Here is a 19,535-nt window from a genome sequence, read left to right as displayed (position 1 = left end):
AGGCCGTCGCTGCGCACGTCTGGATTGTGGACTTGCGCCCAAAAGTGGAATTTCAATGCCGACAGTGCGATCACGCGGAGATGGACAAGATTTTCGCACCAGTCGACTGCAACAATTCTGCTGTGCAGAGCATTTGATTATAAGCATTCTGCACTGCGGCATGACGGCAGAGTCAGTTGCGATCCGGCGTGCGTCCCGATCGGTTCAGCCGCCCGCGCGGGGATCTGCCAGATGCCAGTCATGTCCTTAACGTCATGAGCCCTAGCCGATGCAGCCATCCGTCGAATCGATAGCGCACGCCTCGTCCGGACGACAAGCAGGGCCCGCTCTACCCACCTTTGCAGTGATCATTCCAACGCAGAACGGTGGAGCATTCGCGGCCTTGCAGGTAGCAGCGCTGAAAAGCCAGTCAGCGCAGCCGTGCGAAGTGCTGATCATCGATTCCGGATCGGTCGATGATACCGTGTCGATCTTCCGCGGCGCCGGATATCGCGTCCACACCATTGCTCCCGCGCAGTTCGATCATGGCGGAACCCGCAATCTCGGCGCCGCGCTGGTTGATCCGCGTGCCGATCTGCTGGTGTTCCTGACGCAGGATGCGATTCCGGCGAATGCGCAGGCCCTGGCGCGCCTGCTGCACTCCTTCACCGATGCCGACGTGGCCATGGCCTATGGCCGCCAGCTTCCGCGTCCCGAGGCCGGTCCGATCGAACGTCATGCACGGCTGTTCAACTATGGAGATACAGGCTTGTCCAAACGGCTGCCAGCGGCGCGCGCCCTTGGCATCAAGGCAGTCTTTGCCTCCAATTCCTTTGCGGCCTATCGCCGCAGCATCTTCAACCAGCTTGGCGGCTTTGCCACACCGGTCATCATGGGCGAGGACCAGGTGTTCGCCGCGCGGGCGCTGCAAGGGGGCTGGACCGTGGTCTACGCGGCCCGGGCCGAGGCAGTGCACTCGCACGGCTACACGCCGCTGCAGGAGTTCCGCCGGTATTTCGACACCGGCGTCTATCACGCGGCCTTCCCGATGATCGCCGAGCAGTTCGGCGGCGTCGGCGGCGAAGGCTTCGCCTTCATCCGATCGGAGGTCGCCTACCTGGGCCGCACCGCGCCGCACCTGATCCCGCTCGCGGCGCTGCACTGGGTGGCCAAATACACCGGCTATCGCATCGGACGCCATGCGGCGCGGCTGCCGGCGCGGCTGCGGCCGAGACTCGCCATGCACAAAGGCTATTTCCGACGGCTGCACGCAGGCGCAGCGCCGACTTCCGTGGAAGTTGCGGACTAAGAGGGGCAAAGCGATCCATGAGCAGTGTCGGTTCCGAAATCGTCAGCGCCTACGGCCATGAGACGATGCCGCCACGGCTGGGGCAGATCCCCCGCCCGAGCGCACCACCGGTTTCCACCCGCGTGATCCGCGACCTGGTCCGGTTGTCCGACGTGGTCCTGTTCATCACCGCCGCGGTCCTCGCCTGGCTGCCGACGGCGCAGCCGGCCCCGGGGCCCTTCATCGTCGCCGGCATCGTCGCCGCCGTGACCGCGGTGATGATCTATTCCCGCACCGATCTCTACAGCCTGGCGATGCTGCTCGGACCGGGGCGACGGACCGGCACGGCGGCAGCCGGGATTGCCGCCGGCACCGTCACGGCCGGGGCCGAACTGGTGCTGACCGGGATGCCCTACGGCGTGATCTGGCAATGGACGGTGCTCTGGGCCGCCCTGGCCGGCGGCGGATTGCTGCTGGGGCGGAGCGTGTCGCTGACGCTGCTGCGGCACTGGCATGCGCAGGGTCGGCTCGACCGGAAGATGGCGATCGTGGGTGTGAATGCGCTGTCGGCGGCGCTGATCAACCGCATCGACATGGGCTCGCCCAACACCTCGGTTGTCGGGCTTTATGTGGAGCGTGACGAAGACGCGCCACCAAGCCAGGCCGGCGTTCCTGTCCTGGGTGGGCTGGACGACCTGATCGTGCAGGTGCGCGTGCAGGCGATCGACACCATCGTGGTGGCACTGCCACTCATCGAGCAGGCGCGGGTGGAACGGATCTGCGAGAGGTTGCGCGACGTTGCCTGCGACGTCTACCTGACCGCCGACGTGGTAGGGCTGCGTTACGGTGCCGCCGCGATCGCCGATCTCGACGGCCATCCGGTGATCGTTGTCCGGCAGCGCCCGCTCAAGGATTGGCAGGGCGTGCAGAAGCGGGCCTTCGACCTGGCCTTCGGCTGGCTGTTCATGCTGATCCTGGCGCCGGCGATGGCGATCATCGCCGGGCTGATCCGGCTCGACAGCCCCGGGCCGGTGCTGTTCCGCCAGCGCCGGCTGGGCTTCAACAACAATGTCATCACCGTCCTCAAATTCCGCACCATGTATCACCATGCCTCGGACCCGCTGGCGAACCGGCTGACCGAGCGCAACGATCCGCGGGTCACCCCGCTCGGCCGCATCCTGCGCAAGTACAGCCTCGACGAACTGCCGCAGATCTTCAACGTGATCAGCGGTGAGATGTCGCTGGTCGGGCCGCGACCGCATGCGCTGAATGCCAAGGCGGCGAACCGCTACTATGGCGACGTGGTCGCCGAATATGCGCGGCGCCATGTGGTCAAGCCGGGCATCACCGGCTGGGCGCAGGTGTCGGGCTGGCGTGGCGAGACGCGTACGGAGGAACAGATCCGCCAGCGCGTCGCGCATGACCTGCATTATATCGAGAACTGGTCACTTGGCTTCGACCTGCGCATCCTGTGGCTGACGGCGGTACGGGAGCTGTTCAGCCGTCATGCGTTTTGACCCGCTGCGTGCACCGGATCCGCTACGCATCGTGCTCGTCAACAACTTCTATCCGCCCTACTTGGTTGGTGGCGGCGAGATCGTGGTCTGGCATCTCGCCCGCGAACTCGCCGCCACCGGCGTGGACGTCACGGTGGTCACCACCTGCGCACCGCGCCAGGGCATGCACGAGGAAGCGCAGGACGGCGTCCACGTCGTCCGCTTCTTCCCGCGCAATCTGTGGTGGAGCTACGCGCGGTTCCGGGCGGGGGAGGCCCGCAGCCTGCCGGCAAAACTGGTGTGGATGCTGCGCGATGCCTGGAACCACGACGCCGCGGCAAAATTCGGCGCCGTTCTGGACACGATCGCCCCGGATCTCGTGCATACCCACAACATCCGCGGCCTCTCGCCCGCGATCTGGGCGGAGGCGCAGCGGCGCGGCCTACCGGTGGTGCATACACTGCACAACTATCACCTGCTGTGCCGGCGCAGCACGATGCTCGATGCGCACGGCATGCCCTGCGGCGGCAACTGTCTCGGGTGCCGGCTGTACCGTCGCTGGTACTGCCGGCTCGGCAGCGAGGTCGATCTGCTGTGCAGCCCCTCACGGCACGTGCTGAGCCTGCACGAACGTGCCGGGCTCACCGTCCGGCTTGGCCAGCATGTCGTTCGCAACGGACTGCCCCGGCCCGCGCGCTTGCCGCAACGGCCGGAGAATGCGGTGCTGCGGCTGTTGTTTTCCTGCCAGTTGCATCCCGTATCCGGCCTGCTGCAACTGCTGGAGGCGATGCGGCTGTTGCAGGGGCCGGTGGCATTGCACATCGTCGGCCGTGGCCCACTGGGCGAAGTGGTGCGCCGTGCCGTCGCCGATGATCCGCGCATCGTCTTTCACGGATTCCTCGCCACCGAGGAACGCCAGCGGGAATTCGCCCTGTGCGACGCCGTGCTGTTTCCCTCGGCGCTGGTCGAATGCACCTCGCTGGTGATCGCCGAAGCCTTCCTCCACGGCCGGCCGGTGATCGGCAGCGACCAGCCTCCGCTGGAGGAGATCGTGACGCACGGCGTCAACGGCCTGCTGTTCGAAGCCGGCAAGCCTGCCTCCCTGGCCGCAGCGATCGCGCAACTCGCCGGGAACCGGGCGTTGCTGCGGACCTTGTCGCAGGGCGCGGAGGAAGCAGCGTCCACCTGCACCACGCAGGCCATGACGGCCAGCTATCGGGGACTCTACGAATTCGCGCTCGAACAGCGGCGGATGGCAGCATGAGGCCGGACAGGCCGTCATCGCCGGAGCAGGCGGTGGCGAGAGCCGCGGTGGCGGGGTGATGGCGGAACAGGAGGCGACGGCATGATCACGAAGAGCGGGTATCCGGCCGAGACACAGAACCTTGGCCGGCTGTTCGCCCGGGTGCGGCGACGCGCCCTGGGTGCCGCAGTGATCGCGATGCTGCTGTTCGCGATCGCCGCCGTGGTGATCGTGAATCTGAAGCCCCGCTATCAGGCGGAGGCGATGCTGCAACTTGGTGAGCGCAACACCCGCCTGCTGGATGCCAATGCCGCCGTGGCACCACGCCTCGATGACACCGAGGCGGTGCTGAGCGAGGTGCAGGTACTGCAATCCGCCGACATGCTGTCGCAGGTGGTGCGCCGCCTCGGCCTGCAGAACACCGAGGAATTCGGCGATGAGGGGCCGGGCCTGCTGAAGCCATGGCTGGATCGCGCGATCGCCTATGTGGAAGACCTCACCGGCCTGACGTTGCCCCGTGGCGAGGCGGGACCGTCGGATCCGGTGGCGACCGCGACCATCGCCTTGCAGCGCAATATCTGGGTCGATGCCGCCAATCGATCGCGCGTGATCCGGGTGGTTGCGACTTCCCGGGACCCGGCGCGCGCGGCGGCGATTGCCAACGCGCTGGTGGAGACTTACATGCAGCGCAGCGCCCGGCTGAAGGAGGACACCGCCGCCAGGACGCTGGGCGTGCTGCGCGACCGCATCGCGCTGCTGCAGCGGCAGATCGAGGACTCCGACCGCAAGTCCGAAGCCTACCGCCAGAAGATGCAGCTGTTCCGCGCACAGGCGCCGGGCGGTGGGGGGAACACGGATATTTCGCTCGCGTCCCAGCAATTGCAGGTGCTCACCACCAATCTCTCGGCCGCCACCGCGCTGCGCGAAGAGGCCGAAGCGAAGGTGCGCGCGGCCAATGCCGGCAAGGCCCCGGACGTGGTGGGCAACCGGCTGATCCAGGAACTGCAGGACCAGGAAACGACACTGCGCGCCCGCCAGGCCGATCTCGCGTCCAATCACCTCGCGAACCACCCCTCGATGCTGGCGGTGAACGCGCAACTGCGCGAAGTGCGCGGCAAGCTTTCGTACGAGACCGGGCGCGTGCTGCAATCCCTGCGCTCGGAACTCGACGTGGCGCGGGCGCGCGAACGCACGCTGGCCGACCAGGTGGCGCGGGTGAAGGTGGACGTCGCCCGCTACGAGGAAGCGGCCCTGCCCCTGCGCGCAGCCGAGCAGCAGGCCGAGACCAGCCGCAAGCTGCTCGCCGACCTCACGCGCCGCCAGCAGGAGATCGAGGCGCTGCGCGGCGCGCAGGAGGCGGACGCGCAAATCGTATCGACCGCCCGCCCGCCGCTGTTGCCATTCTTTCCGCGCACCCACAGCCTGATGATGATTGCCGCCCTTGGATCGATTGGCGCCGGCGTTGGAATCTCGCTCGCGCGCGAGATGCGCAACAAGGGGATCTGGAGCGGCGATGAGGTGCGCGATGTGTTCGGCGTGAACTGCCTCGGCCTGGTACCGCTGGTGCGGACCGGCCGCCGCTTTTCGCCCGCCGACTATGTGGTACACAAGCCCAACTCGGCCTTCGCCGAGGCCATCCGCACCGTCTCGGTGTGGCTGGACGTGCTGCACGGCAGCGGCACCGGGCGCAGCGTGCTGGTGACTTCGGCCGTGCCCGGCGAAGGCAAGACCTCGCTGAGCATGGCGCTGGCACGCCAGATCGCGCATGCGGGCGAGAAGGTGGTGGTGGTCGATCTTGATTTCCGCCGCCCCAGGACCCACAGCATCGGCGGTGTCGAGCTGACCCCGGGCGTGGCCGGGGTGCTCGGCGGCCAGGCCAGGCTCGACGAGGCGCTGCGCCAGGACCAGTTGTCGCCGGCCTGGCTGCTGCCGGCCGGGGCAACCAGCAACCCGCTTGCGCTGTTGCGCGGGCCGGCGCTGAAGGAATTGATCGCCACGCTCCGCCTGCGCTTCGACCTGGTGCTGCTGGACAGTCCGCCGACCTCGGTGGTTGCCGATACGCGCATGGTGGCCCGGGCCGCCGATGCGGTCGTGTTCGTGACCCGGTGGGGCAGCACCGGGCGCGACCTGGTGGCGGCCGAGTTGCGTTCGCTCGAGGAATCCGGGGCGCAGGTGATCGGGGTCACGCTCAATCACGTGAACACCCGCGAACATGCGCGCTACGGCTACAGTGACAGCGGCATCTATCTTGGTGCCGCGAAGAAATACTACATCAACTAGCATCCCGTTCGCCCGGCATTGTCGATCAACGGCCAGCGCCGCGACGTGGCGGCGCTTTGCGTCAGCACCGTCGCACTGGCCCGGGCACGGGATGGCGTGCGCGTTGCCTGCAGGAAGAGGATGGCGTGAATGCCGGCGATCCAGATTCATGCCATTCGTGGCGTCGCCAGCGGCGCCTTGCGCTCGCGCAAGGTGATCTCACTGTTCGCCGGGAACGGCCTCGGCCAGATCATCGCGATCGCCGCGGTCCCGGCCATCGCACGGCTGTTCGACGCCGGCGCGGTCGGTGCGTTCGGCCTGTTCACCAGCACGGTCGCGGCCCTGGCCGTGGTGTCGTGCCTGGCGCTGGAACAGGCCATCCCGCTGGCCGAGGATGCACGCGCGGCCAGCGCGCTGCGGGTGGCCAGCGCCGCCGTCCTGGCTGGCTTCGTCGCCCTGCTCGCCCTGCTGCTGTTCGCGGCCCGGCCGTTCGGCCTCGGCTGGCTGGGGGGGCTGGCGCAGAACGCCGCGCTGCTGCCGGCCAGCATCCTGCTGGTCGGACTGGTGCAGATCGGCGTGCAGTCGGCAACGCAGCGCCGCGACTTCCATCGCCTCTCGCTCGGCTTCGCGGTGCGCACCGGTGGCACGGCGCTGGCACAGATCGCCATGGCGTTCCTGCTGCCGACCGGCACCGGCATGATCCTCGCCCAGATGCTGGCGCTGGCGGCGACACTTGTGGTGCTGGGCGACTCCCTGCGCGGCCCCCTGCCAACCCGGCAGGAACTGCGCGCGGAAATGGCGCGGCACAGCAACTGCCCGCTGTTCCTGGCCCCGCGGCTTGCCGTGGGGGCGCTCGGGGACGTCGCCATGCTGCTGCTGCTGTCGGCCTGGTTCAGCACGGAAGAGGTCGGCTACTACTGGATGGCCGCGCGACTGTTGCAGGTGCCCGCGGGCTTCCTCGATCCACCGACGCGACAGCTCTTCATGTCGGCCGCCCTGGACGCACGCGCCCGCACGGGACGGTTCGGCTCCGTGCTGGTCACCGCCTCCGGCGCCCTGGTGGCGATCGCGGGGATGGTGATCCTGGTGCTCATGCTGTTCGGCCACCCCCTGATCCGCACCGTGCTTGGGGCGGGATGGGAACCCGCCGTGACCTATGTACAGATCATGGCGATCGGCTGGCTGTTCGATTTCGCCAATATCCCGTTCAGCAACGCGGTGCTGCTGCTGGGACTGCAGCGGCAGCATTTCACCTTCGACATCGCCTATCGCACGGCGATGCTGGCCGCCCTTGCGATCGGCTGCTGGAACGGCGACCTGCTGCTGGGATGCATGCTGGTGTCCGGGGTGAAGGCCGTGATGGCGTCGGGCTTCAGCCTTTTCGTGATCCGACGCTCCCTGCAGGCCCCGGCGGCGGAGTAATCCCGGCGCCGGGGCCACGGAGCCGCTACGGCTCGCGCATTCCCTCGGAGGCGGCGGGGATAAAGCGTGACATCAGGTACCCAATGATGGTGCGCTTGCCGACGCGGATATCCGCCGTCACCGGCATGCCGGGGACGATGCGCGCGCCTTCGGGCAGGTCGTGCAACTGCACCGCGTCGATCGACATCTTGGCGCGGAAGAACAGCACCCCCATCGCCTGCGCCGCGCGCGACTTGTCCACCTGCTCCTTGGACGGCGGCGCCGTCGGATCCTTGAAGCTGTCCGGGCTGAGGCTGCGCACCGTGCCTTCCGCCGTGCCGTACAGCGCGTAGGGGAAGGTTTCGAATTTCAGCGTCACCGGATCGCCGACCCGCACGAAGCCGACATCACGCCCGTCCACCGCCGCCTCGATCTGCAGCGGCGCATCCAGCGGCACCAACTCGATGAATTCCTGCGCCGTCTGCATCACCGTGCCCACGCTCACCGGGGCGATGCGCAGCACGATCGCGTCACGGTCGGCGCGCAACTGCACCAGGGTGCGCCGCAACGCCGCCTTGTTGAACTGCTCGCGCGCATCCGCGAGCTTGCGGCCCTGCTCGGTCAGTTGCTGCGAGGTCTCGGCGGCGTTCTGGTGCACATAGCCGTCGCGCTCGGCCACCAGGGCGGCCAGGTCGCGCCGGGAGGACTGTGCTTCCGAGCGCGCCGCGGCGAGGCGGGATTCGATGTCCACCCGCGCATCGGTGGCGGCCAGCCGGTTGAGCTGGCTGCCCACCTGCAGCCGCTCCAGTTCGCGCCGCTTCGATTCCACCTCGCTCGCCAGCGCCAGACGCTGCGTGTAGGTGCGCACATCGGAATCCGCCTGCGCCGCCTTCACCGTCAGCGCCTCGATCTTCTGGCGGTAATTCTCCAGCCGCAGGGTCCGCTCGCCATGGCGCTGGGTGAAGATCATCGCCTGCAGCTGCCCGGCCGGGCTGCCATCGGACTGGTAGATCCGCCCCTGCGTCTCCGCGGTCAGCCGCGTCACCTCGGCCGACAGGCTCGCCACCTGCGTCTCCAGCGAGCCGGCATCGGCCTGCGCGAAGGTCGGGTCGAGCTGCGCCAGCGTGTCGCCGGCATGCACCAACTGGCCTTCCTTGACCGCGATCGAGCGCACGATCGCGGTCTCCAGCGGCTGCACCATCAGGTTGCCGGTGGTCGCCGTCACCTTGCCCGCCGCCGTCACCACCCGGTCGATCGGCAGCAGCGACATCACCGCCAGCAGCGCGGCGAACAGGGACGCCACCACCCAGGTGGTGAAGCGCGCGGCCAGCGGCACCGGGCGCGCGATCAGCGCCGCGGTGGGCGACTGGTATTCCAGCAGCACCGGCGCCGCGTCCTCGTTCTGGGTCGCGGCCCCGGCGGCGATGACGGACGTGGGAGGCTTGCTCATGCCGCGTCCTCCCTCAATTGCCCTGGGCCAGCACCGGCGCGGGTGCCGCGGTGCGTGGATTGTCCATGTAGCGGGTCTGCTGCAGCCAGAGCTGGCGGTACACCGGGCAACGCTCCACCAGGTCGCGATGCGGCCCCATATCCATGACGCGGCCACGATCCAGCACGATGATCTGGTCCATCTCGGTCAGCGAGGACAGCCGGTGTGACACCACCAGCATGGTCCGTCCCTGCGCGATGCGGGCGATGTTGGCGTTCACCACCGCCTCGCTCTCCGGATCGAGCGCGGAGGTCGCCTCGTCCAGGATCAGGATGCGCGGGTCGGTGATCAGCGCCCGCGCGATCGCCAGGCGCTGCTTCTGTCCGCCCGAGAGGTTGGCAGATCCTTCCTCCACCATCGTCTCATAGCCGGCCGGCATGCGCTCGATGAATTCCTCGGCGCCGGCAAGGCGGGCCGCCTGCACCGCGTCGGCCAGCGTCAGGCCGGGGCGACCGGCGATGATGTTGTCCTTGATGGTGCCGCGGAACAGGAAATTGTCCTGCAGCACCACGCCGAACTGCCGGCGCAGGTAATCGAGGTTGATGCCGCGGATCTCATGCCCGTCGATGGCGATCTGGCCTTCGTAGCCGGTGGCGAACCCCTGCAGCAGGCGGGTGATGGTGGACTTGCCGGACCCTGACCGGCCGACCAGCCCGACCGTCGTGCCCGGCGGGACCTCGAAGGTCACGCCTTCCAGCGCAAGCGAGCGGGTGCCCGGATAGGCATAGTCGACCTTCTCGAAGCGGATCGCCCCGGCAATCACCGGACGCGCGCCGAGGCCGGGCGCGACCGCTTCCTGCCGGTTGTTCACCACGTCGGAGGCCAGCGCCAGCGCCCCGCGCACATCTTCGATGTCGTCGATCAGGCGGGCGATATTGGCCAGCGGCTGGGCGAGGCGGTTGCCGAGCATCATGAAGGCCAGCAGCACGCCGAGATCGCCGCGCCCTTCTATCAGCGCCATCAACGCGCCCACCATCAGCACGCCGCGGGTCATCAGCGCCTCGACCACGGTCGCGATCGTCTGCGGCCAGTTGCTGATATAGCCCAGTTGCTCCTTGGCTTCGGCGGCCTCGGCGGTGACCACGTCGAAGACGTCCCGCTGCGCACGCTCCATGGCGAGCGACTTGACGGTGCGGATGCCGTGCACGGTCTCCAGCAGGACCGTGGAACGGTTCATTTCCGCCCGCTGCCAGCGCCCATGGACACGGCGCACCGGACCGAGGAAGAGCACGATCACCAGCCCGCACAGGCCGGCGCCGGCGACGACGAGCCAGGTCAGGGTCGCATCCAGGTAGAGCATCAGCGGCAGCATCACCGCGACCGTGACCAGGTCCAGGATCGTGGCCAGCATCTTGCCGGTCATGAAGTCCCGGATCTTACCGATCTGCCCGACCTGGTGCATGATCGCACCGAGCTGCCTTCGCTCGAAGTAATCCAGCGGCAGGCCGAGCACGCGGGCGAAGATGAAGGTATTGAGCTTCGCGTCCACCCGCACGCCGACCATGTTGATCATGCGCCGCCGGGCGTAGTTGAGCAGCACCTCCCAGAACACCGCCAGCGTCAGCAGGGCGATCACCGCGTCCAGGGTGGCGACGTTGCGATAGGTGAAGACCTTGGAGAGCACGACCATGACAGCCAGCGCTGGCAGGGTCGCGAGGAAGCTCAGGACCAGCGAGGCAAGCAGCACGTCACGCATGATGCTGCGTTCGAACCACACCAGCCGCAACAGGAAGCCCAGGCCGAGTTGGTCACCCTCGGCCTTCTTCGCCTGCGGGCGCAGCAGCAGGGCCTTTCCGTCCCAGACCTGGCGCAGGCGGAGCTCGTCGACGGCCACGCCGTCCTGGTCGCGCGGCACCGACGGATCGCGCAGCCAGACGATGTTGCGGCGACGATCGGCATGCATCAGCAAGGCCGCGCCGCCGTCGTTCAGCAGCAGCACGATGGGGGTGGGCGCCTGCAGCTTCATCAGCCGCCGCCAGGTCAGGGTGGCCGATTTCGCGGCAAGCCCGCCTTCCCGCGCCCAGGCGAGCAGGGCCGCCTCGGTCGGCGGCGCCCCGGCTTCGCGCGGCAGCATGGCCGGATCGAGCTCGATGCCGTGCACGCCGGCTACCGCCGACACCGCCTTGATGCGCGCGGCGTGCGGATCGGCCGCATCCACCGGTCCTGACGATCCGGAGGCCGGGCCTCCCGGCGACTCTTGGTTCGAAGCAGTCAAATGCGTGATCCCCTGACGTGCTTTGGGCGCGCGCCTGCCGATGCTTCCGGCGATGACGGTACTACCCGGATGCAGCAAGCCGTGCGACCGGCCTTGGCATGCGCTGCCACAGGCAACCTATGCCGGGCTCTTCCTGCAATGGGCGTATAGCACGCGCAATCGCAAATCTGTGACCAAAAACCGCAACCAAGGCAGCCTTTTGTGGAAGAAAAATCAACTACAGGTTGAAGTTTCCACTCTCATGCCACCGCAACGACTCATTTTCCTACAAAACAGCCAATGGAGATGTTCGCCACTCAACTTTCCGGGACATGGTGACTTTCGAAACGACACCTCACGCGGCCGCTTCCGCCCTGCCCCCTTCGCGCACGGACAGGGGGCGTATAGAAGCCCGGACTGCCCCAGGAGAAGCCCATCGATGACCTGGACCGACCGCCGCCGCGCCTTCCGCTCCCTGCTTGCCGGCAGCGCCTGCCTGCATCCCGCCAGCGTGTTCGACCCGATCTCCGCCCGCATCGCCGAGGATCTCGGTTTCGAATCCGGCATGTTCGCCGGCTCGGTCGCCGCCCTGACCGTGCTGGGGGCCCCCGATCTGGTGGTGATCACGCTGACCGAATTCGCCGAGCAGATCCGCCGCATGACCCGGGCGACCGCCCGGCTGCCGCTGCTGGTGGACGCCGATCACGGCTACGGCAATGCGCTGAACGTGATGCGGACGGTCCAGGAACTGGAGGTGGCGGGCGTCGCCGCACTGACCATCGAGGACACCCTGCTGCCACGCGCCTACGCCGAGACCCGCCCGCAATTGCTGGCGCCGGAGGAAGGGCTGGGCAAGATCCGGGCCGCGTTGGCCGCCCGCAGCGACCCCGGGCTGGTGATCGTCGCCCGCACCGGCGCGCTGGCGGTCAGCGGGCTCGATGACGCGGTGGCGCGGGCCCGCCTCTATGCCGAGGCCGGGGCCGATGCGCTGTTCTTCACCGGGGTGAAGACGCTCGACCAGGTCAAGGCGCTGCACGCCGCGACCGGCAGGCCACTGATCCTGGGGGGCACCGACGGCACCCTGCCGCCGCAGGCCCTGGCGGAGGCCGGGGTGCGCCTGGCCTTGCAGGGCCATCATCCCTTCATGGCGGCGGTGCAGGCGCTGCACGAGACGCTGGCGGCGCTGCGGGCCGGCACGCCGCCCGGATCCCTGGTCAATCAGCCCCCGGCCGCGCTGATGAAGCAGCTGACCCGCGAGGCCGGCTACGCGGCGGCGACGCGGGACTTCCTCGGCGGCTGACCCCGCCGCCCCGCGGGGCGGCGGGGCCGGCACGGGATCAGGCCAAGGCGAGGTGGCGCGCCACCTCCCAGCCCCCGTCCCAGATCATGCGCAGCGCGACATAGAGCACGATCAGCAGCCCGACCCAGGCGATCCAGCGCTGCCGCTCCAGCAGCGAGGCGATCAGCGAGGCCGCGACCCCCATCAGCACCACCGAGACGGCGAGCCCGGTCACCAGCACCCAGGTATGGCCCTCGGCAGCGCCGGCGACAGCGAGAACGTTGTCGAGGCTCATCGACACGTCGGCCAGGACGATCTGCAGCATCGCCTGCCCGAGCGTCTTCCGCTGGCCCGGATGCGCCGCCGCCGCCGCCTCCGGCACCACCGGGCGCCGCAGTTCCCGGTACATCTTCCAGCACACCCAGAGCAGCAGCAGCCCGCCGGCGAGCACCAGCCCGACGATCTGCAGCAGTTGCAGGGTGACCGCGCCGAGCGCGATCCGCAGCACCGTGGCGCCGGCGATGCCGGCGATGATGGCCGGGCGGCGTTGCTCCCGCGGCAGGCCGGCGACGGCCAGTCCCACCACCACGGCGTTGTCGCCCGCCAGCGTGATGTCGATGACGATGACCTGCAGCAGGGCGGAGAGCTCGTGCAGGGTAAAGGCAGGCAACAAGAAGTCAGGCATGGGTCTTCCTTGCTCGGCGGCGGGCTCCGGCCTAGATGGGGCCTGACCCCGCTTGAGAAGCCCGGAGCGCCCTATGGTTCCCCGTTACACCCGTCCGGCGATGGCTGCCATCTGGGCGCCTGAAAACCGCTTTCGCATCTGGTTCGAGATCGAGGCGCTGGCCGCCGAGGGCATGGCCCGGCTCGGCGCCATCCCCGAGGAAGCCGCCCGCACCATCCGCGAGAAGGGCGCGCCCGCCCTCGCCGCCATCTCCCAGGCCGACCTCGACCGCATCGACGAGATCGAGCGCGAGACCCGCCATGACGTCATCGCTTTCCTGACCTGGCTGGCCGGGCATATCGGCCCCGATTCGCGCTTCGTCCACCTGGGCATGACCAGCAGCGACGTGCTGGACACCTGCCTGTCGGTGCAGCTGACCCAGGCGGCCGACCTGCTGCTCGCCGACCTCGACGAGGTGCTGGCGGCGCTGAAGGCGCGGGCGATCGAGCACAAGCACACCCTGACCATCGGCCGCAGCCACGGCATTCATGCCGAGCCGACCAGCTTCGGCATCAAGCTCGCCGGCCACTACGCCGAATTCGCCCGCAACCGCACACGGCTGGAACAGGCGCGGGCGGAGGTGGCGGTCTGCGCCATCAGCGGCGCGGTCGGCACCTTCGCCCATGTCGATCCCCGGGTGGAGGAATTCGTCGCCGGGCGGCTCGGGCTCGCGGTGGAGCCGGTCTCCACCCAGGTGATCCCGCGCGACCGCCACGCCGCCTTCTTCTGCACCCTCGGCGTGATCGCCTCGGCGGTGGAACGGCTGGCGACCGAGGTGCGGCATTTGCAGCGCTCCGAGGTGCGGGAGGCGGAGGAATTCTTCCATCCCGGCCAGAAGGGCTCCTCGGCGATGCCGCACAAGCGCAACCCGGTGCTGAGCGAGAACCTGACCGGGCTCGCCCGCATCGTGCGCTCCGCGGTGGTGCCGGCGCTGGAGAACGTCACGCTGTGGCACGAGCGCGACATCAGCCATTCCTCGGTGGAGCGGGCGATCGCGCCGGATGCGACGGTGACGCTGGACTTCGCGCTGGCCCGGCTGGCCGGGATGATGGCCAAGCTGACCGTCTACCCGGAACGGATGGCGGCGAACCTGGAATCGCTGGGGGGCGTGGTGCATTCGGGCGAGGTACTGCTGGCGCTCGCCAAGGCCGGCATCCTGCGCGAGGACGCCTACCGGATCGTGCAACGCAACGCCATGGCGACCTGGCAGAAGCTGGGCACGCCGGAGGGACGCAGCTTCCGCGCCAACCTGGACGCCGATCCGGAGGTCGCGGGGCGGGTGCCCGCCGCCGTGCTCGACGAGGCCATGGATGCGCGCCTGCACCTGCGCCAGATCGACGCCATTTTCGACCGGGTCTTCGGCCCCGAGGGCAAGGCCGCCGGGGGGGAGTAGCCCCCCCATCACCGCGTCGCCGCGCCGCGCCCCCGCCCTGCGTCCACGGCAGTGCGCGGGCGTTTCGCGGCTCGGACGCGGCTGCTATACCGCTCCGGCGCCCTCGGGACCCCGGCGGCGCAGCACGAGCGCGCGCCCGCACGGTTGCGCGACCGGGACTGCCCAGTAAGGAATCGACCATGGCCCGCCGCCGCCAGCTCTACGAGGGAAAAGCCAAGATCCTGTTCGAAGGACCGGAGCCGGGCACGCTCGTTCAGTATTTCAAGGATGACGCCACCGCTTTCAATTCCCAGAAGAAGGGCGTCATCACCGGCAAGGGCGTCCTGAACAACCGCATCAGCGAATACCTGATGTCGCGGCTCGGCGAGATCGGCGTGCCCACCCATTTCGTCCGCCGGCTCAACATGCGCGAGCAGCTGATCCGCGAAGTGGAGATCATTCCGGTCGAGGTGGTGGTCCGCAACGTCGCCGCCGGCAGCCTGTCCACCCGGCTCGGCATCCCCGAGGGCACCCGCCTGCCCCGCTCCATCATCGAGTACTATTACAAGAACGACCAGCTCGGCGACCCGATGGTGTCGGAAGAGCACATCACCGCCTTCGGCTGGGCCACCACCCAGGACCTCGACGACATCGTCTCGCTGACGCTGCGGGTGAACGACTTCCTGACCGGCCTGTTCCTCGGCGTCGGCATCAGCCTGGTGGACTTCAAGCTGGAATTCGGCCGGCTGTGGGAAAACGAGGAGATGCGCATCGTCCTCGCCGACGAGATCAGCCCGGATAATTGCCGGCTGTGGGATTCCAAGACCAACGAGAAAATGGACAAGGACCGTTTCCGGCGCGACCTCGGCAAGGTCGAGGAAGCCTACCAGGAAGTGGCGCGCCGCCTGGGCATCCTGCCCGAGGCCGGCATGCGCGACCTCAAGGGCCCGGAGACCATGCAATGAGGCAGTGCAATACCGTGAAGAGGTGGGGCCCGTGAAAGCCGTCGTGACCGTCATGCTCAAGCCCGGCGTGCTGGACCCGCAGGGCAAGGCGATCGGCCAGGCCCTGCATACGCTGGGCTTCGCCAACGTGGGCGAGGTCCGGGCCGGCAAGGTGATCGAGCTGGAACTGGCCGAGACCGACCCGACCGCGGCGAAGGCCCAGGCCGAGGAGATGGCCCGCAAGCTGCTGGCCAACACCGTCATCGAAGGCTTCCGGGTCGAGGTCGCGGGATGAAGGCCGGCATCGTCGTCTTTCCCGGCATCAACCGCGAGCGCGACATGGCGATCGCGCTGCGGGGCGCCACCGGACAGGCGCCGCGCATGGTCTGGCACAAGGAAACCGACCTCGCCGGGCTCGACCTGGTGGTGATCCCGGGCGGGTTCAGCTACGGCGACTACCTGCGCTGCGGCGCGATGGCCGCGCAGTCGCCGGTGATGGCGGCGGTGCGCGCCCATGCGCAACGCGGCGGGCACGTGCTGGGCGTGTGCAACGGCTTCCAGATCCTGGTCGAGACCGGGCTGCTGCCGGGCGCGCTGCTGCGCAATGCCGGGCTGCGCTTCCTGTCGATGGACTGCCACCTGCGGGTGGAGCGGGCGGATACCGCCTTCACCGGGCGCTGGCAGCAGGGTGCGGTGTTCCGCAGCCCGATGGCGCATGGCGACGGCAACTATTTCGCCGACGACGCCACGCTCGACCGGCTGGAGGGCGAGGGCCTGGTGGCGTTCCGCTACGTGACCGCCGAGGGCGCGGTAACGCCGGAGGCCAACCACAACGGCAGCGCCCGCAACATCGCCGGGATCTTCTCGCCGAACCTGCGGGTGCTCGGGCTGATGCCGCACCCCGAGGACCTGGTGGACCCGCTGATGGGCGGCGCCGACGGCAAGCCGCTGTTCGACGGACTGGCCGCCGCCCTGGCGGCCTGATCCCCGCCCTTTCCGCCGACCCGGCCCCTCGCGAGGGGGGCCCGGACCGGGGGCGCCGGCCCCCGCTTCTCCCGACCGAGGCACCCAACCATGGCCCGCGAAGTCAACCAGTCCCTCGCCCGCGAGTTCGGCCTTTCCGCCGATGAATACGCGCGTGTGCTGGACATCATGGGACGCACGCCGAGTTTCACCGAGCTCGGCATCTTCAGCGTCATGTGGTCGGAGCATTGCAGCTACAAATCCAGCCGCGTCTGGCTGAAGCAACTGCCGACCAAGGCGCCCTGGGTGATCCACGGCCCGGGCGAGAACGCCGGCGTGGTGGATATCGGCGAGGGCCTGGCCGCCATCTTCAAGATGGAAAGCCATAACCACCCGAGCTTCATCGAGCCCTACCAGGGGGCGGCGACCGGAGTGGGCGGCATCCTGCGCGACGTGTTCACCATGGGGGCGCGGCCGATCGCCAACCTGAACGCCCTGCGCTTCGGCGATCCCAGCCTGCCCCGCACCCAGCGCGTCATCGACGGCGTGGTGCGCGGCATCGGCGGCTACGGCAACTGCGTCGGCGTGCCCACCGTGGGCGGCGAGGTGAATTTCCACCCCTCCTACAATGGCAACCCGCTGGTCAACGCCATGACCGTCGGCATCGCCCGCAAGGACCGCATCTTCCTCAGCGCCGCCGCCGGCATCGGCAACCCGGTGGTCTATGTCGGCTCCAAGACCGGCCGCGACGGCATCCACGGCGCCACCATGGCCAGCGCCGAATTCGCCCAGGATTCGGAAGAAAAGCGCCCGACCGTGCAGGTCGGCGACCCCTTCACCGAGAAGCTGCTGATCGAGGCCTGCCTCGAGCTGATGGCGACCGACGCCATCATCGCCATCCAGGACATGGGGGCGGCCGGGCTGACCTCCTCCTCGGTGGAGATGGCGGGCAAGGGCGGGGTCGGGCTCGACCTCGACCTCGATGCCGTGCCGCAGCGCGAGACCGGCATGACCGCCTACGAGATGATGCTCTCGGAAAGCCAGGAGCGCATGCTCATGGTGCTGCGGCCGGACCGGCAGGACGTGGCCCGCGCCATCTTCGAGAAATGGGAGCTGGATTTCGCCGTGGTCGGGTATCTCACCGACACCGGCCGCATCGTGGTGCGCCACCAGGGCCGGATCGAGGCCGATATCCCGCTCGCGCCCCTCGCCGACCAGGCGCCGCTGTATCATCGCCCCACGGTGGAGACGCCGAAGCCGGTGGCGCTCGGCCATGTCGCCGATCCGGTCGGGCCGGCCACCGCCCTGACCCAGTTGATCGGCTGCCCCGATCTCTGCTCGCGCGCCTGGATCTGGGACCAGTACGACAGCACCGTCGGCGGGCAGACCGTGCGCCGGCCGGGAGCCGCCGACGCCGCCGTGGTCAAGATCGAGGACCATGCGCGGGCGCTGGCACTGACCACCGACTGCACGCCGCGCTACTGCCAGGCCGACCCGGAGGCGGGCGGCGCCCAGGCGGTGGCCGAGGCGTGGCGCAACCTGACCGCCACCGGCGCCACCCCGCTCGCCGTCACCGACAACATGAACTTCGGCAACCCCGAGAAGCCGGAGATCATGGGCCAGTTCGCCGCCGCCATCCGCGGCATGTCGGCCGCCTGCGTCGCACTGGATTTCCCGGTCGTGAGCGGCAATGTCAGCCTCTACAACGAGACCGAGGGCCTGCCGATCCTGCCCGCCCCGGCCATCGGCGGCCTCGGCGTGCTGGAGAATGCGGCCCAGGCAGTCGGGCTGGCGCTGGCGCCGGGGCTGGATCTGGTGCTGATCGGCGAGACCCGCGGCCATCTCGGCCAGTCGCTGTGGCTGCGCGAGATCGCCGGCCAGGAAGCCGGTCCGCCGCCGCCGGTCGACCTGGTGGCGGAACGGCGCAACGGTGACTTCGTCCGCGCCGAGATCCTGGCCGGGCGGGTGCGCGCCTGCCACGACGTCTCCGATGGCGGGCTGCTGGTGGCGGTGGCGGAAATGGCGCTGGCCGGCAATACCGGCGTGCGGCTGCTGCCCGCCGCCGAAGGCATCCCCCCGCATGCGTGGTGGTTCGGCGAAGACCAGGCGCGCTACGTGCTCGCGGTCAGCGACGCCGCCGCCCTGCTGGCCGCCGCCACCGCGGCCGGCATTCCGGCGCGGCGGCTTGGCCGTGCCGGCGATGGGGATTTGACACTTCCCTCTGGCGACACCATTTCGCTGGATACGCTGCGTGCGGCACATGAACGGTTCCTGCCGACGCTGATGGGTCGCTGAAACACGAGGGGAGACGCAGACCGGATGGCGATGTCGGCAAGCGAGATCGAGGCCCTGATCAAAGTGGCCCTGCCGGATGCGCGCGTAACCATCGAGGACCTCGCGGGCGACGGCGACCATTACGCCGCCAGCGTGGTCAGCGAGAGTTTCCGCGGCATCTCGCGCGTGCGGCAGCACCAGATCGTCTACGCCGCCCTCAGCGGCCGCATGGGAGGGGAGTTGCACGCCCTCGCCCTGCAGACCTCCGCTCCAGAATAAGGACTCCCCTGATGTCCAATCCCGTCTTCGAGCGCATCCAGGCCGAGATCACCGAAAACCCGGTGATGCTGTACATGAAGGGCACGGCCGCCTTCCCGCAATGCGGCTTCTCCGCCCGGGTGGTGCAGATCCTCACCCATGTCGGCGTGCCGTTCAAAACCGCCAACGTGCTGGAGGACGCCGAGCTGCGCGAGGGCATCAAGCAGTTCTCCAACTGGCCGACCATCCCGCAGCTCTACATCAAGGGCGAGTTCATCGGCGGCTGCGACATCGTCACCGAGATGTTCCAGTCCGGCGAGCTGGCCACCACCCTGGCCGACAAGGGCATCGCCCCCGCGACCCAGGGCTGAT

Annotated in this window: 16 protein-coding genes; 13 read left to right on the top strand and 3 right to left on the bottom strand. The window is 68.8% G+C overall.

Going from position 1 to position 19,535, the window contains the following annotated elements; all coding sequences use genetic code 11:
• Nucleotides 1-268: 268 nt before the first annotated feature.
• From NBY65_RS13465 to NBY65_RS13445, 5 genes are all read left to right on the top strand, one after another.
• Nucleotides 269-1,288, top strand: coding sequence for a glycosyltransferase family 2 protein (locus NBY65_RS13465; protein ID WP_150042053.1), 1,020 nt, complete (start codon nucleotides 269-271; stop codon nucleotides 1,286-1,288).
• 17 nt (nucleotides 1,289-1,305) lie between these two features.
• A complete protein-coding gene (locus tag NBY65_RS13460; protein WP_150042055.1) occupies nucleotides 1,306-2,784 on the top strand; it encodes an undecaprenyl-phosphate glucose phosphotransferase in 1,479 nt (492 codons plus the stop codon).
• Entirely contained in the window at nucleotides 2,774-4,027 is a 1,254-nt protein-coding gene (locus tag NBY65_RS13455) for a glycosyltransferase (protein WP_150042056.1), read from the top strand. The genes NBY65_RS13460 and NBY65_RS13455 overlap by 11 nt, the downstream gene beginning before the upstream one ends.
• A gap of 81 nt (nucleotides 4,028-4,108) precedes the next feature.
• The gene (locus tag NBY65_RS13450; RefSeq protein WP_150042057.1) at nucleotides 4,109-6,286 is read left to right on the top strand and encodes a GumC family protein; all 2,178 of its coding nucleotides are present in this window, start codon (nucleotides 4,109-4,111) and stop codon (nucleotides 6,284-6,286) included.
• 129 nt (nucleotides 6,287-6,415) lie between these two features.
• On the top strand, nucleotides 6,416-7,687 hold the full coding sequence (locus NBY65_RS13445; RefSeq protein ID WP_150042059.1) for a lipopolysaccharide biosynthesis protein: 1,272 nt from the start codon (nucleotides 6,416-6,418) through the stop codon (nucleotides 7,685-7,687).
• Nucleotides 7,688-7,712: 25 nt separating this feature from the next.
• Here NBY65_RS13445 and NBY65_RS13440 read toward each other — a convergent pair whose 3' ends face one another.
• Together NBY65_RS13440 and NBY65_RS13435 are read right to left on the bottom strand one after the other, a co-directional pair.
• Entirely contained in the window at nucleotides 7,713-9,116 is a 1,404-nt protein-coding gene (locus NBY65_RS13440; protein ID WP_250265675.1) for an HlyD family type I secretion periplasmic adaptor subunit, read from the bottom strand.
• Between the two features lie 13 nt (nucleotides 9,117-9,129).
• A complete protein-coding gene (locus tag NBY65_RS13435) occupies nucleotides 9,130-11,313 on the bottom strand; it encodes a peptidase domain-containing ABC transporter (RefSeq protein ID WP_239002927.1) in 2,184 nt (727 codons plus the stop codon).
• A gap of 475 nt (nucleotides 11,314-11,788) precedes the next feature.
• On the opposite strand from NBY65_RS13435, the gene NBY65_RS13430 reads away from it, so the two are divergent.
• Nucleotides 11,789-12,649, top strand: a complete 861-nt coding sequence (locus NBY65_RS13430) for an isocitrate lyase/PEP mutase family protein (RefSeq protein ID WP_150042809.1) — start codon at nucleotides 11,789-11,791, stop codon at nucleotides 12,647-12,649.
• Nucleotides 12,650-12,686: 37 nt separating this feature from the next.
• Here NBY65_RS13430 and NBY65_RS13425 read toward each other — a convergent pair whose 3' ends face one another.
• On the bottom strand, nucleotides 12,687-13,313 hold the full coding sequence (locus tag NBY65_RS13425; protein ID WP_150042810.1) for a YjbE family putative metal transport protein: 627 nt from the start codon (nucleotides 13,311-13,313) through the stop codon (nucleotides 12,687-12,689).
• Nucleotides 13,314-13,386: 73 nt separating this feature from the next.
• Here NBY65_RS13425 and purB point away from each other — a divergent pair, with 73 nt between their 5' ends.
• From purB to grxD, 7 genes are all read left to right on the top strand, one after another.
• Nucleotides 13,387-14,745, top strand: a complete 1,359-nt coding sequence (gene purB / locus NBY65_RS13420; RefSeq protein ID WP_150042811.1) for an adenylosuccinate lyase — start codon at nucleotides 13,387-13,389, stop codon at nucleotides 14,743-14,745.
• Between the two features lie 179 nt (nucleotides 14,746-14,924).
• Nucleotides 14,925-15,689, top strand: coding sequence for a phosphoribosylaminoimidazolesuccinocarboxamide synthase (purC, locus tag NBY65_RS13415; RefSeq protein WP_150042812.1), 765 nt, complete (start codon nucleotides 14,925-14,927; stop codon nucleotides 15,687-15,689).
• 31 nt (nucleotides 15,690-15,720) lie between these two features.
• Nucleotides 15,721-15,963 (top strand): phosphoribosylformylglycinamidine synthase subunit PurS, encoded by a 243-nt coding sequence (gene purS, locus NBY65_RS13410; RefSeq protein ID WP_150042813.1) that lies wholly within the window; start codon nucleotides 15,721-15,723, stop codon nucleotides 15,961-15,963.
• Nucleotides 15,960-16,652 carry a phosphoribosylformylglycinamidine synthase subunit PurQ gene (purQ, locus tag NBY65_RS13405; RefSeq protein ID WP_150042814.1) on the top strand — a complete coding sequence of 231 codons (693 nt, stop codon included), beginning with the start codon at nucleotides 15,960-15,962 and terminating at the stop codon, nucleotides 16,650-16,652. The genes purS and purQ overlap by 4 nt, the downstream gene beginning before the upstream one ends.
• A gap of 90 nt (nucleotides 16,653-16,742) precedes the next feature.
• Nucleotides 16,743-18,926: a phosphoribosylformylglycinamidine synthase subunit PurL gene (purL, locus tag NBY65_RS13400; RefSeq protein WP_150042815.1), complete on the top strand. Its 2,184-nt coding sequence runs from the start codon at nucleotides 16,743-16,745 to the stop codon at nucleotides 18,924-18,926.
• A 24-nt stretch (nucleotides 18,927-18,950) separates the two neighbouring features.
• Complete coding sequence (locus NBY65_RS13395) at nucleotides 18,951-19,184, top strand: BolA family protein (protein WP_150042816.1); 234 nt, start codon at nucleotides 18,951-18,953, stop codon at nucleotides 19,182-19,184.
• 11 nt (nucleotides 19,185-19,195) lie between these two features.
• On the top strand, nucleotides 19,196-19,534 hold the full coding sequence (gene grxD, locus NBY65_RS13390) for a Grx4 family monothiol glutaredoxin (RefSeq protein WP_150042817.1): 339 nt from the start codon (nucleotides 19,196-19,198) through the stop codon (nucleotides 19,532-19,534).
• Nucleotide 19,535: the final 1 nt, after the last annotated feature.

It is taken from the genome of Rhodovastum atsumiense (assembly GCF_937425535.1).
In the GTDB taxonomy this organism is placed as follows: domain Bacteria; phylum Pseudomonadota; class Alphaproteobacteria; order Acetobacterales; family Acetobacteraceae; genus Rhodovastum; species Rhodovastum atsumiense.
The sequence above is the reverse complement of the archived record's forward strand: the minus strand, read 5'-3'. Positions and strand labels throughout refer to the sequence as shown.

Bases quoted from the DNA above. Each gene is read 5' to 3' on its own strand.
- purL (WP_150042815.1), top strand. From the start codon at position 16,743: ATGGCCCGCGAAGTCAACCAGTCCCTCGCCCGCGAGTTCGGCCTTTCC.
- NBY65_RS13425 (WP_150042810.1), bottom strand. From the start codon at position 13,313: ATGCCTGACTTCTTGTTGCCTGCCTTTACCCTGCACGAGCTCTCCGCC.
- NBY65_RS13460 (WP_150042055.1), top strand. From the start codon at position 1,306: ATGAGCAGTGTCGGTTCCGAAATCGTCAGCGCCTACGGCCATGAGACG.
- NBY65_RS13465 (WP_150042053.1), top strand. From the start codon at position 269: ATGCAGCCATCCGTCGAATCGATAGCGCACGCCTCGTCCGGACGACAA.
- NBY65_RS13445 (WP_150042059.1), top strand. From the start codon at position 6,416: ATGCCGGCGATCCAGATTCATGCCATTCGTGGCGTCGCCAGCGGCGCC.
- NBY65_RS13450 (WP_150042057.1), top strand. From the start codon at position 4,109: ATGATCACGAAGAGCGGGTATCCGGCCGAGACACAGAACCTTGGCCGG.
- NBY65_RS13430 (WP_150042809.1), top strand. From the start codon at position 11,789: ATGACCTGGACCGACCGCCGCCGCGCCTTCCGCTCCCTGCTTGCCGGC.
- NBY65_RS13395 (WP_150042816.1), top strand. From the start codon at position 18,951: ATGGCGATGTCGGCAAGCGAGATCGAGGCCCTGATCAAAGTGGCCCTG.
- purQ (WP_150042814.1), top strand. From the start codon at position 15,960: ATGAAGGCCGGCATCGTCGTCTTTCCCGGCATCAACCGCGAGCGCGAC.
- purC (WP_150042812.1), top strand. From the start codon at position 14,925: ATGGCCCGCCGCCGCCAGCTCTACGAGGGAAAAGCCAAGATCCTGTTC.
- NBY65_RS13440 (WP_250265675.1), bottom strand. From the start codon at position 9,116: ATGAGCAAGCCTCCCACGTCCGTCATCGCCGCCGGGGCCGCGACCCAG.
- NBY65_RS13455 (WP_150042056.1), top strand. From the start codon at position 2,774: ATGCGTTTTGACCCGCTGCGTGCACCGGATCCGCTACGCATCGTGCTC.
- purB (WP_150042811.1), top strand. From the start codon at position 13,387: ATGGTTCCCCGTTACACCCGTCCGGCGATGGCTGCCATCTGGGCGCCT.
- grxD (WP_150042817.1), top strand. From the start codon at position 19,196: ATGTCCAATCCCGTCTTCGAGCGCATCCAGGCCGAGATCACCGAAAAC.